This is a genomic window from Parasphingomonas frigoris (assembly GCF_036663815.1).
Taxonomy (GTDB): domain Bacteria; phylum Pseudomonadota; class Alphaproteobacteria; order Sphingomonadales; family Sphingomonadaceae; genus Sphingomonas.
Genome location: NZ_JAXOJQ010000002.1, coordinates 933,283 through 945,854, shown reverse-complemented (window position 1 = coordinate 945,854; position 12,572 = coordinate 933,283). Strand labels below are relative to the sequence as shown.

At 68.6% G+C, this 12,572-nt stretch carries 8 protein-coding genes; 2 read left to right on the top strand and 6 right to left on the bottom strand.

Annotated features, from left to right (window positions below; translation table 11 throughout):
• Positions 1–104: 104 nt before the first annotated feature.
• From U1872_RS09880 to U1872_RS09860, 5 genes are all read right to left on the bottom strand, one after another.
• A complete protein-coding gene (locus U1872_RS09880) occupies positions 105–1,907 on the bottom strand; it encodes an IlvD/Edd family dehydratase (RefSeq protein WP_332792705.1) in 1,803 nt (600 codons plus the stop codon).
• A 180-nt stretch (positions 1,908–2,087) separates the two neighbouring features.
• Positions 2,088–3,155, bottom strand: a complete 1,068-nt coding sequence (locus U1872_RS09875; protein WP_332792704.1) for a glycosyltransferase family 2 protein — start codon at positions 3,153–3,155, stop codon at positions 2,088–2,090.
• Positions 3,152–5,623 carry a DegT/DnrJ/EryC1/StrS family aminotransferase gene (locus U1872_RS09870; RefSeq protein ID WP_332792703.1) on the bottom strand — a complete coding sequence of 824 codons (2,472 nt, stop codon included), beginning with the start codon at positions 5,621–5,623 and terminating at the stop codon, positions 3,152–3,154. The genes U1872_RS09875 and U1872_RS09870 overlap by 4 nt, the downstream gene beginning before the upstream one ends.
• Positions 5,624–5,691: 68 nt before the next feature.
• Positions 5,692–6,456 carry an SDR family NAD(P)-dependent oxidoreductase gene (locus tag U1872_RS09865; protein WP_332792702.1) on the bottom strand — a complete coding sequence of 255 codons (765 nt, stop codon included), beginning with the start codon at positions 6,454–6,456 and terminating at the stop codon, positions 5,692–5,694.
• 206 nt (positions 6,457–6,662) lie between these two features.
• Positions 6,663–6,962 carry a hypothetical protein gene (locus U1872_RS09860; protein ID WP_443025359.1) on the bottom strand — a complete coding sequence of 100 codons (300 nt, stop codon included), beginning with the start codon at positions 6,960–6,962 and terminating at the stop codon, positions 6,663–6,665.
• A gap of 283 nt (positions 6,963–7,245) precedes the next feature.
• On the opposite strand from U1872_RS09860, the gene U1872_RS09855 reads away from it, so the two are divergent.
• Positions 7,246–7,986 carry an exonuclease domain-containing protein gene (locus tag U1872_RS09855; protein ID WP_332792700.1) on the top strand — a complete coding sequence of 247 codons (741 nt, stop codon included), beginning with the start codon at positions 7,246–7,248 and terminating at the stop codon, positions 7,984–7,986.
• 62 nt (positions 7,987–8,048) lie between these two features.
• Here U1872_RS09855 and putA read toward each other — a convergent pair whose 3' ends face one another.
• Positions 8,049–11,654 carry a trifunctional transcriptional regulator/proline dehydrogenase/L-glutamate gamma-semialdehyde dehydrogenase gene (gene putA, locus U1872_RS09850; protein ID WP_332792699.1) on the bottom strand — a complete coding sequence of 1,202 codons (3,606 nt, stop codon included), beginning with the start codon at positions 11,652–11,654 and terminating at the stop codon, positions 8,049–8,051.
• A 113-nt stretch (positions 11,655–11,767) separates the two neighbouring features.
• Here putA and U1872_RS09845 point away from each other — a divergent pair, with 113 nt between their 5' ends.
• The gene (locus tag U1872_RS09845) at positions 11,768–12,223 is read left to right on the top strand and encodes an Lrp/AsnC family transcriptional regulator (protein WP_443025358.1); all 456 of its coding nucleotides are present in this window, start codon (positions 11,768–11,770) and stop codon (positions 12,221–12,223) included.
• Positions 12,224–12,572 lie beyond the last annotated feature (349 nt).

Here is a 12,572-nt window from a genome sequence, read left to right as displayed (position 1 = left end):
AGCCGCCGATAGTCGCGCGCTCCCCTCCCCATAGAAACCTGTCCGCCTGGGCCCCGGCCTTCGCCGGGGAAGCGAAGAAAACCGGGGCAGGGGCCGTCAAACGATCAGTGGTTATCGCGCGGCAGGCCCTTGGTCTGCGCGATGCGCTGATACTTCTCGGCACCCTCGAGGATCGCGCCGGTGTTGAGCTGCCCGACGACGGCGCGCTGCATTTCCTGCCACGGCGTCTGCGACGCGGGGTAGGCGAAGCCGCCGGCGTCCATCAGCGCGGTGCGCCGCTCGGCCAGCTCTTCGGCCGAAATCAGCACGTCGGCAGAACCGCGGCCGAGGTCGATGCGGACGCGGTCGCCGGTGCGCAGCAAGGCGAGGCCGCCATTGGCCGCCGCCTCGGGCGAGGCGTTGAGGATCGAGGGCGAGGCCGACGTCCCCGACTGGCGCCCGTCGCCGATGCACGGCAGCGCGTGGACGCCTTCGTGGATCAGATAGGCCGGCGGGCGCATGTTGACGACCTCGGCAGCGCCGGGATAGCCGATCGGCCCGGCGCCGCGCATGAACAGCAAGGTCTCGCGCGTGATGCCGAGCGCGGGATCGTCGATCCGGTGGTGATAATCCTCGGGGCCGTCGAACACGACTGCGGGGCCCTCGAACGCTTCGGGGTCTTCCGGGTTTGAGAGGTAACGGTCGCGGAATTCGGCGCTGATCACGCTCGTCTTCATGATCGCGGCGTCGAACAGATTGCCGCTCAGCACGACGAAGCCGGCTTCCTCGATCAGCGGATTGTCGAAGCTGCGGATCACCTTGCCGTCCTCGATCGTCGCGGCGCGGCAATTGTCGCCGATCGTCTTGCCGTTCACCGTCAGCGCGCCCTCGTGGATCAGGCCCTGCTTGATCAGCTCGGCGACGACGGCGGGGACGCCGCCGGCGCGGTAATAATCTTCACCGAGATATTCGCCGGCGGGCTGCATGTTGACGAGCAACGGGACCTTGTGGCCGTGCGTCTGCCAGTCGGTCAGGTCGAGCTCGGCGCCGACATGGCGCGCGATCGCGGCGAGATGGATCGGCGCATTGGTCGATCCGCCGATCGCCGAATTGACGACGATCGCGTTGAGGAAGGCGTCGCGCGTCAGGATGTCCGACGGCTTGAGATCCTCGCGCACCATCTCGACGATGCGCTTGCCGGTGAGATAGGCGACTTCCTGGCGATCGCGATACGGCGCGGGGATCGCGGCCGAGCCCGGCAGCATCATCCCGAGCGCCTCGGCGAGCGAGTTCATCGTCGAGGCGGTGCCCATCGTGTTGCAATAGCCGGTCGACGGCGCCGACGACGCGACCAGCTTGATGAAGCCGGCATCATCGATCTCGCCATTGGCGAGCATCTCGCGGCCCTTCCATACGATCGTGCCCGATCCGGTGCGCTCGCCCTTGTGCCAGCCGTTGAGCATCGGCCCGACCGACAGCGCGATCGCCGGGATGTTGACCGTCGCCGCCGCCATCAGGCAGGCCGGGGTGGTCTTGTCGCAGCCGGTGGTCAGCACGACGCCGTCGAGCGGATAGCCGTACAGCGTCTCGACCAAACCGAGATAGGCGAGGTTGCGGTCGAGCCCGGCGGTCGGGCGCTTGCCCGTTTCCTGGATCGGGTGGACCGGGAATTCGAGCGCGATGCCGCCCATCTCGCGAATGCCTTCGCGGATGCGCTCGGCCAGCACGAGATGGTGGCGGTTGCACGGGCTGAGATCCGAACCCGTCTGCGCGATGCCGATGATCGGCTTGCCCGACTGCAATTCCTCGAGGCTGAGCCCGAAGTTGAGGTAGCGCTCGAGATAGAGCGAGGTCATGTCGATATTGTCGGGGTTGTCGAACCATGCGCGCGAACGCAGCTTTGGCATGGCGGCAGGGGCATCGTTCATAAGACATCGTCCGGCTGGGTCAGCAGGGGCACGCCGGCTTCGCGCTGCACAAGAGGTGCGCATGATCCTCTCGTCGCGGCATCGTAGGCCGGGGCCCCTGTAACGGGGTAACGCTGCACTTATACTCCGACAAATCGTCAAAGTGCAATGCATCGGCGTGCCGCCGCGCCATATTCCGCGTCAGGCGGCGCTGCGCGTCTTGCTTCGCCGTTGGACGGTGCGGATCGTGCCGATCAGGCGCGAGAGGATCAGTTCCTCGACCCCGGCATAGCCCATCCCGAGATGATCGGGCCGGACCGTTGCCGCGTCGCCGAGCCGGAGATTGCCCGTCCGTAACCCGGCGCGCCCGATCCGCGCCCAGCGCCGCGCCGTTTCCCAGCGGATCAGGTTGCGGCTCTCGATGTCGGGCGTGCGGCGCTTCAGAAAATCGTCCTGCAGCGCGACCAGCGTCTCGCCGACCCGCGCGAAGGTCGCGCGGTCGGGGACCGGTTGCTGCGCCATGACGTGGCGGACGACCAGCGTCGCGGTTTCCGCCGCAGCCTCGCCGAACAGCGGGGCATAAGCGTCGGCGAGCACGTCGGCGGCGCGCGCGCGCATCGCATCGGCCTGCGTCTGCGAGGCGCCGCCGCCGTGTCGGCGATAGGTCAGCAATTCGTCGTCGAGCCGTGCCACCCCGCCGAACGCGCTGATGCGGTGGTAGAGGTCGAAATCCTCGGCATAGACCCGCTCGGGGCGCTGGAACGGATCGAGCCGGCGCGCCGCATCGCCGCGCATCATCACCGACGACCAGACCAAAGGGTTCTCGATCTGCAACAGCCACTCGATCAGCGGCGGGGTCGACAGCGGGGCGAGCGAAGAGGGCAGGATCGCGCCGTCGCTCAGCACGTTGGCGGCGGTGCCGAGCAGCGCGATCGCCGGGTTCGCGTCGAGATAGCCGACCTGGCGGGCGAAGCGATCGGGGTGGCACAGATCGTCATGGTCGAGCGCGGCGATATAGCGCCCGCGCGCCTCGGCCAGCGCGGCGTTGCGCGTCAGCACGACGCGGCGGTTGTGCGGCGCCGCGATCACGCGGATACGCGGATCGTCATACCCCCGCGCGACCGCGACGGTCTCGTCGCGCGAACAATCGTCGACGATGATCAGCTCGAAATCGCCGAAGCTCTGCGCCAGGACCGCTTCGATCGTCGGTCCGAGCAGATCGGCGCCATTGTAGGTCGGCATCAGGACGCTGATCGTCGGTGCGCTCATGCGACGGCACGCTCCGCGGTGCCGAGCACCTGGTCGACGATCATCGCGCCGACGTCATTCTGCCATTGCCACAGCCCGTTGGCCTGCCCCGAGAAGCTCGCCTCGCCGCCGAGCCGCCCCCATGGCACGAAGCCCGCCGCCAGCCCGATGCCGTAGAGTCCCGCGATCGGTGCACCGGCAGCGTCGAGAATGCGGCAATGCCGGTCGACCATCGCGCTGCCGTGCTGTGCCGCAAGCGCGATTGCGCGGCCATCCGCATCGTCGACCGGCAGCGCGCGCGGGCGGTAGCCGAGCGCGGCGATCACCAGGTCGGCCTCGGCGAGATGCGCGCGCGCGACCGGATCGTCGTCGCCGACGACCTGATGCACCGTCAGCCGCGGATCGGGCATACGGCCGTCGACGCGCAGATGGCGCAGGACGAGTTCGCGCGCCTCGAGCCGGAAGCCGGCGAGGCGGTAGACGAAGCCGCTGACCGGGCAGATGTCGTCGGGGGTGAAGTCGGTAAAGCCTTCGGCCAGCGCGGCCTCTGGGGTCGGATAGAAAGGTCGCAGCGGGCGACGATGGAGCAACGTCACCCCGCCCGCGCCGAGCGGGATCCGCGCGGTCTTGAGCAGCAGCACGATCGTCGCGATCGCGCTGGTCGATCCGCCGATCACCACGACCTTGGGGTCGCGCTTGGCGCACAGCAGGTCGGCAATCTTGGCCGGACCGCCCAGCGCGAGCGCTTCGTCGGACTGCATCAGCCGGTCACCGACTTCGCCGAGCAGAGCAACGCCCCCGACGCGCTGCGCGGCAAGCCGGTCGAGCGGCTGGTGCCCGCCGGTGGCGATCACCACCGCGCTCGACAGCTGATCGAACTCGTATCCGTCCTGCAGGCGGCGCAGGCGGCTCGACCACAGTCCGCCGCGCACGCGCTGCGTGCCGAGCACGTCATGCCCGGTGAGCACCGTCCCGCCATGGCCGGTGACGAGCGCGCCGAGGCGGCCGCCCGTCGCCTGGACGAACGGTCCGGCCTTGAACAGCGGCACGCCGAGCGCGCCGACATAGGTCGCGACGGTGCGGCCCGCCGGATGATCGACCAATGCGGCCAGCTCGGGGTGCGGATTGTCGGCGACCGCGCTGAGAAAAGTCTCGGCGGTACTGTCCGACGTGATTTCATACTGGCCGAGGCGCCCTTCGCCGAGCGTGTCGCCGCGTTCGGCCACCACCAGCCCCGCAGCGGCGAGCTCGGGCAGCCGGCCGCGCTTGCTCGCCGCGGTCAGAAGCGCGGTGCCGGCGGGGCCGCCGCCGACGACCAGCAGCGAGGCGACCGGGGTGGCGCGCGGCTGTGCCGGAACGCGGGCCTCGGCGGCGAGGATGCGGCGCAGTTCGGTCGCGATGATCGCGACATCCTCGATCCGCATCGCATCGGTGATCGGCAGCGAGAGCGCGCGCGCGGCGACAGCATCGGCGACCGGGGTCGGCAGGATGGTCGCGTCGCGCTGGAACAGCGGCTGCTCGCCGAGATGCGGGCTGAAATAGCGGCCCGTGCCGATCCCGGCGTCAGCCAGCGCGCTGGCGATCGCGTCGCGCCGATGCGCGATCGCTTCGGGCAGCAGCAGCGGCATGAACTGGCTCGCGCAGCGCTGGCCCTGCGACGCCTGGAAGGTGAGCTCGGGCAGTGCGGCACGGTACGCCGCCTCGAGCGCGGCGCGATGATCGCATACCGCGTCGATCTCGGCGAGCTTGGCGCGCGCCATCACCGCGATCACTTCGGGCAGCTTGGCGTTAATCCCGGGGAGCGTCGCGCTGCGCCCGGATTCGAAGCCGAAATTGGTCATCGCGCGCAGCCGATCGATCAGCGCGCTGTCACCCGAATGGATCAGCCCGCCCTCGGCGACCGCGAAGGTCTTGGTCGCGTGCATCGAATGGACGACCGCGAACGGCGCGCCGGTGCCGAACCCGACCCCGCCCGCATCGCGCGTGCCGAGCGAGGCGGCCGCATCGATCACCACGCCGACACCGTGCGTGCGCTGCAGCCAGGCATAGCGATCGAGGTCGATCGCCGTGCCGAAGGTCGCATACGGGAGCAACACCGCGATCCGGTCGCCATAGTCGCGCAGCAGGCGCTCCTCGGCGGCGGCGCTCGCCGTCCAGTCGGCGGGGTCGATGTCGCAGATCAAAGGGGTCAGACCGGCCCACATCGCCGCCTGCGCAGTCGCCGCGAAGGTCAGCGCGGGCATCACCGCAAAGCGCCCGCCGGGATGCTCCCCGACCGCCTCGCGAATCGCGATCATCAGGCCGAGCGTGGCGTTGGCGACCGCGAGGCACGCGCCGCGTCCATGGAACAGCTGCGCGGTCGCCTCTGCCTCGAAGGCGCGGACTTCGGGGCCGTTGTTGCTGAACACGCCCGATGCCTCGACCCGTTCGAGCGCCGCGACATGCTGGCTGAGGCGCGGCGGGTTGGGAGCGATCAAGGGGTAGCGCATGCGTGCTTGGCCTGACTGTGGTGCGACCCGCGCGGTATGCCGCGCCCCGCCCTAAAATCTCGTTACGGCTATGGGGCCCCCGAGGATGCAGCCGGGCGCGCCACCGCGAAGCCCGCAAAGGACTGGTTGACCGGCATCAGCTCGAGCGTGTTGATATTGAGATGCGGCGGCAGCTGCGCGACCCACAGCAAGGTGGCGGCGATGTCGTCGCCGGTCATCGGATCGGCGCCGGCGTAGAGCGTGTCCGACGCGGCCTTGTCGCCGCCGGTGCGCACGACGGTGAATTCGGTCTCGACCATGCCCGGCTCGATCGAGGTGACGCGGACGCCGGTACCGTGCAGGTCGGCGCGCAGGCCGAGGCTGAACTGGCGCACGAACGCCTTGGTCCCGCCATAGACGTTGCCGCCGGCATAAGGGTAGGTCGCCGCCACCGACGACAGGTTGATGATCGCACCCTTGCGCGCGACCAGCGCGGGCAGCAGCGTGCGCGTGATCGCGACGAGGGCGGTGACGTTGGTGTCGATCATCGTCTCCCAGTCGTCGAGCTTGGCGGCTTGTGCCGGCGCGGTGCCGAGCGCGAGGCCGGCATTGTTGACGAGCAGGTCGATCGCGGCGAAGTCGGCGGGCAGGCCGGCGATCGCCGCCTCCATCGCCGCGCGGTCGCGTACGTCGAACGCCAGCGTCAGCAGCTGGTCGCCGAGCGAGTCGGCAAGGGCTGCCAGCCGGTCGGCCCGGCGCCCGGTGGTGACCACGCGCCAGCCCGCCGCGACGAAAGCGCGCACCGCCGCTTCGCCGATCCCCGAGGTTCCGCCTGTGATGAAGGCCGTACGCATCCGTTACTCTCCGACGCTTGATCGGCCGCGTGCAGGCGGCGCGATCGATCCTTGCTATGCGCGGTGACGAGCGTTCGATCGCATACGCGCGCCGTCGCCGCCTGCGATCCATGCCGCCTTTGCCGCCGCGACGGAAGGGCTGATCGAACGCTCACCGATGGCGCGGAAAACGCGATGGTGATGCGGTGCGGCCGCCCGCGTCGCGATCAATCGCGCGGGGTGCCCGGGTTGCGGTGCAGCCAATAGGCGAGCGGGAGGGTCACGACGAGCGGGCCGATCCAGTCGGCCCACTGATCGAGCTTGGGCCAGACCCGCGCATCGAAGGCGCCCCACCACGGCAGCTTCGCGCGCAGACCATGGCCGAACTGCTCGATCCAGCGATATTCGGCCTGCGCCACCTCGCGGCCGATGAAATAGCCCGATGCCAGGATCGCGCCGGCCCACCAGTTCCGCGTGAGCAGCCCGATCGCGATCTGGATCGCGAGCGCAAACAGCGCATGTTCCATCAATCCCATGGGGCCTTTTAACGGACGCGCGCGCAAACTGCCACGGCACCCCGCTGTCGGGCCGAGCGTCCCGATCGCGGCAGATCAGGTCGAACGCCTGGTCCGCGTCGGGGGTGCCGGGCAGGGTGTTGGACTCGTCGTGCCCAACCCTCGCGCACGAGCAATCGGGTTTGGGTTCCGGCGTCGAGCCAGCCGATGACAACGCGCGGCCGAAGAACATTGTGAGAACTGTTGGCGCGCGCTATCCTCCGGCCACATGACGACCTGTTCGCGTTCCGCCCGCATGCGTATCCGGGTCATTGATCTCGAGACCGCCGGCTCTGCCGCACACAGCGTGTGCGAGATCGGTTGGCAGGACGTCGTCCAAGGGCGTGACGGTCGCTGGGAGGTCAACCAAGAGCGAGGCGCCCGGTTCGTCAATCCCGGCGGGCCGATCTCGACGCAGACGATGGCCATCCACCATATCATCGACGCGGACGTGGCAGGCGCCCCCTTCTGGAAGGATGCGGCGCCGCCGGTCCTGCGGCCGGCCGGTGGCGTGGTCGCATTGGTGGCGCATCGCGCGACCTTCGAGCAGCGGTACTGTTCGCCCGGCCTGTCGGGCGGGGCGCGCTGGATCTGCACCTGGAAATGCGCGCTCCGGACATGGCCCGATCTTCCCGGTTTCTCCAATCAGGGTCTGCGCTACGCCCGCATGCCGGCGGGGCTGGATCGTGCGACCGGCCTTCCGGCGCACCGCGCGATGCCGGACGCCTATGTCACCGCGCATCACCTGCGCGACATGCTGAACGCGTCCTCAGTGGAGCAGCTCCTGGCGTGGAGCCAGCAGCCCGGCCTCCTGCCACGCGTGCCGGCCGGTCCGGACCGGAAGCGACGGTGGGGCGACCTGAGCGACGACGCGCTCGCGGGCTACGCCGGGGATCGGGACATCGACATCCGCTTCAGCGCCGAGACCGAACAGCGCCGTCGGGCAGGCCGGGGAGAAATCCCGACGCACGTCGAGGTCCAACCCTCGCTCCTCTGACGTGCGCCGCGCAGCCCCGCCAGTCGATTGCGCCACCTCCAACCAAGGTGCCCGATACGCCGCTACGCGATCATCATCAGGCTGGCGTTGCCGCCGGCCGCGGCTGTGTTGATCGAGGTCGACACCTCTTCCAACAGCCCTTCGGCGGCATAGGCGAGCGGTGCGTTCGGGTTGGCGGCATAAACCGGCACGATCGGCCCGGGCATCGCCGCCATCGCTTGCGTCAGCGCAGTAACCGCGGCCGCATCTCCCTCGACCAGCGCGACCGCGAACGGCCCATCAGGCTGGTCGGCAAAGGCCGCGGCGAGGCTGGCGGGGAGACCGTCCGGCAATGCCATGCCGTCGACCGAGCCGGTATTCCCGGTCGCCAGCACCACGGCCATCTGTTCGCGCAGGCCGGCAGGCGTGGCGGGCTTCATCAGAACGCGCCCGCGCGGGTGCAGCGCATAGCGGTTGCACTCGCCGACCGGCCCCGGAAGTTCGCGTTCGACACAGCAGGGGGCATTTTCGGCATAGCGCCGAGCGGTTCGGGCGCCATTGGCGTCGCCTTGCGCATCGAGCCACGCGACGAATTCGGCGAGGCGCGGATTCGCCCGATCGCTGCGCATTCCGGATGCTGCCGTGCCGCTACCGAGGCGGCCTAGATACAGCGGCCCGCCCGCCTTCGGGCCGGTGCCCGAGAGCCCCCGCCCGCCGAACGGCTGAACGCCGACGATCGCGCCGATCACGTTGCGGTTGATGTAGATGTTGCCCGCCTTCACCCGAGCCGTGACCTGCGCGACCGTATCGTCGAGTCGGGTGTGAAGCCCGAAGGTCAGGCCGTAACCGGTGGCGTTGATCGCATCGACCAGCGCATCGAGCCGTTCGCGCCGGAACCGGAGGACGTGCAGGACGGGCCCGAACACTTCACGATCGAGATCGGCGATCGAGTCGATCTCGATGATCGTCGGCGGCACGAACGTCCCGTGCGCGCATTCGGCCGGCAATGGCTGCTGATGGATCGGGCGACCGGCGGCGCGCATCCGCTCGATATGCGCGTCGATGCCACTCTTGGCCTCGGCAGTGATGACCGGGCCGATATCCACCGCGAGCCGGTCCGTCCGACCGATCCGCATCTCGTCCAGCGCGCCCTTCAGCATCGTCAGCGTGCGATCCGCGACCTCCTCCTGAAGACACAGGATGCGGAGCGCCGAACAGCGCTGGCCGGCGCTGTCGAATGCCGAGGCGATCACGTCGGCGACGACCTGCTCGGCCAGGGCGGAGGAATCGACGATCATCGCATTCTGGCCGCCGGTCTCCGCGATGAGCGGGATCGGCGCACCGTTGGCGGAGACGCGCGTCGACAGCTGACGCTGGATCAAGCGTGCCACTTCGGTCGAGCCGGTGAACATGACGCCGGCAATGTCGGGGGCGGCGACCAGCGCGGCACCGACCGCGCCATCGCCCGGAACGAGCTGCACCGCGTCGTCGGGGATGCCGGCTTCGTGGAGCAATCGAATGGCTTCGGCGGCGATAAGCGGCGTTTCTTCGGCCGGCTTGGCCAAAACCGGATTGCCCGCCACGAGCGCTGCGGCAACCTGCCCGGCGAAGATGGCGAGCGGGAAGTTCCACGGGCTGATGCACACCACGGGCCCGAGCGGTTGCCGATGGTCCGCGGCAGTCGCGCGCGCTTGCGCTGCATAATAGCGCAGGAAATCGATTGCCTCGCGCACTTCGGCGATTGCATTCGCGACCGATTTGCCGGCTTCGCGCACCGCCAGACCGATCAACACCGGCATCCGCGCCTGCATCGCATCGGCCGCGCGGTCGAGCGCCGCGGCGCGATCGGCGACCGGCGTGGCGTGCCAGTTGCTGGCGCGCGCGCGGGCAACCGCCGCGCGCGCCTGCTCGGGCGAGGCTTCCGTGACATGCCCGACGATGTCGCGGTGATCGGCCGGATTGCGCACCGCGCGGGGTTCGCCCGCGCCTTCCGGTGGCGCGGCCGTCCATGCGGTCGCCGCGCTGTGCTGCAACGCTTCGGCGAGCGCCGCCAATGCCGTCTCATCGCTGAAATCGATGCCGGCGGAATTGCGGCGATCGGGATACAGCCCGCCCGGCAGCGCGATCGCTGCGTGGTGCGCGCCGGGATGCGGCATCGCCGCCACGATCTCGACCGGGTCGGCGATCATCGCGTCGACAGAGACCGCAGGGTCGGCGATCCGGTTGACGAACGACGAGTTCGCGCCGTTCTCGAGCAAGCGCCGCACCAGATAGGCGAGCAAGGTCTCATGCGTGCCGACCGGCGCATAGATGCGGCACGGCCGGTCGAGCTTGTCCTTGCCGACCACATGTTCGTACAGCGGCTCGCCCATGCCGTGCAGGCATTGAAACTCATATTTGCCGATCTCGAAATCCGGTCCAGCGAGACGGTAGATCGTCGCCAGCGTCTGCGCATTATGCGTCGCGAACTGCGGGAAGACCGCGTCCGGCGCCGCAAGCAGCTTCTGCGCGCACGCGACATAGGCGATGTCGGTATGGACCTTGCGGGTATAGACCGGAAAATCCGCCAGCCCGTCGACCTGCGCGCGCTTGATCTCGGCATCCCAATAGGCGCCCTTGACCAGCCGGACCATGATCCGGCGATCGGAACGGCGCGCGAGATCGACGATCCAGTCGATCACGAACGGACAGCGCTTGCCATATCCCTGCACGACGAAGCCGAGCCCGTTCCAGCCCGCCAGGTCCGGATCGAGCGCCAGATCTTCGAGCAGGTCGAGCGACAGCTCCAGCCGGTCGGCCTCTTCCGCGTCGATGTTGAAGCCAATGCCGTACTGCTTCGACAGCATCGCGAGGCGCTTCACGGCCGGCAGCAATTCCGCCATCACGCGCGCCGCCTGGCCGCGGACGTAGCGGGGGTGCAGCGCGGACAGCTTGATCGAGATGCCCGGACCGGCATACACGCCGCGCCCGGCCGACGCCTTGCCGATGGCATGGATCGCGTTCGCATAATCGGCAAAATAACGCGCGGCGTCGCCGGCCGTGGTCGCGGCTTCGCCGAGCATGTCGTAGCTATAGCCGAAGCCCTTGCCCTCCATCTCCTTGGCGCGCTTCAACGCCTCGGCGATCGTCTCGCCAGTGACGAACTGCTCGCCCATCATCCGCATCGCCAGATCGACGCCGCGCCGGATGACGGGTTCGCCGACCCGCGCCACCAGCCGCGAGAGCGCGGCACCGAGCCCGCGATCGTCGACGCTGCCGACCAGCTTGCCGGTCACCACCAGTCCCCACGTCGCCGCGTTGACGAACAGCGACTTGCCACCGCCGAGATGCGCGCTCCAGTCACCGCCGGCGATCTTGTCGCGGATCAGGGCGTCGCGTGTCGCATCGTCCGGGATCCGCAGCAGCGCTTCGGCGAGACACATCAGCGCCACGCCTTCCTGGCTCGACAGCGAATATTCCTGGACCAGCCCCTCGACGCCGGTGCCGCGATGATCGGCGCGCAGCTGCGTCACCAGGTTCCGGGCGGTTTCGCGCACCGCGTCGCGCGTCTGTGGATCGAGCGTGGCCGCGGCGATCAGCGGGGCCAGCGCCGCGGCCTCGTCACGGCGATAGGCAGCGGTGATCGCCTCACGGAGCGGCGACGGTGGTCGGATGGCGGGAGCAAACGCGGCGAAAGGCTGGCTGGTCATCGCGAGAACATAGATCGCTTCCTAAAGCCGATCAGACTTATATGGTGCCTATGCCAGGGCAGTTTGCCCTATTTCGAGCTATCAAATGGGTGAATCATATGGAAAAGCAGCCGTTGAAAGGCGAATTGGACGAGTTCGATCGTCGCATCATAGCGGCGCTGCTTGCGGATGGGCGGATGACGGTGACCGATCTCGCGCGCGATGTCGGATTGTCGAAGACGCCGTGCCAGGTTCGCCTGCGCAAATTGATCGCGAACGGGGTGATCCGGGGGTTCTGCGCGATCGTCGATGCGGAGAAGATGGGGATGGACCACGTCGCCTTCGCCGAGGTCAAACTCGACGATACGCGCGAAGATGCGCTGAAAGCGTTCAATGCAGCCGTCCAGCGCATCGCGGAAGTCGAGGAATGTCACATGATCGCGAGCAGCTTCGATTATCTTCTCAAAGTCCGCACAGCCGATATACGCCGCTATCGCGCGGTGCTCGGCGAAAAGATTTCCAGCCTGCCGCATGTCGCGAGCACCTCGACCTTCGTTGCGATGGAAACGGTGAAGGACCACGTGCGCTGAGCGGTCGCCTGCGGTTTGTTCTTTTTCAGCGTGTGGCGAAGGCACCCATCCTCAGGTTGGCGACACCGGGGAGCCTCGGACGTGCGGTGAGACGCCCGCGCAGTCCTGTGTGGTGCACTAGATATCGAGCCTGTCGCAGAGGTTGTTCCACTCGGGGTGCCGATCCGTGCGCCCCGCCACTACGCCAACGCGGCCCCTGAACGACACCGCCTCTGCGCCAGCGCAGGATTCGCGGGTCGATAGACCGAAGAGCCTGAACACCGAATCATAGGCGCCATCTCGGCCGTCGCTCCGACGGCGCGCCGGTGCGTGGCCGAGGTCGCCGCGTACGAGACGCGATGATGATAGG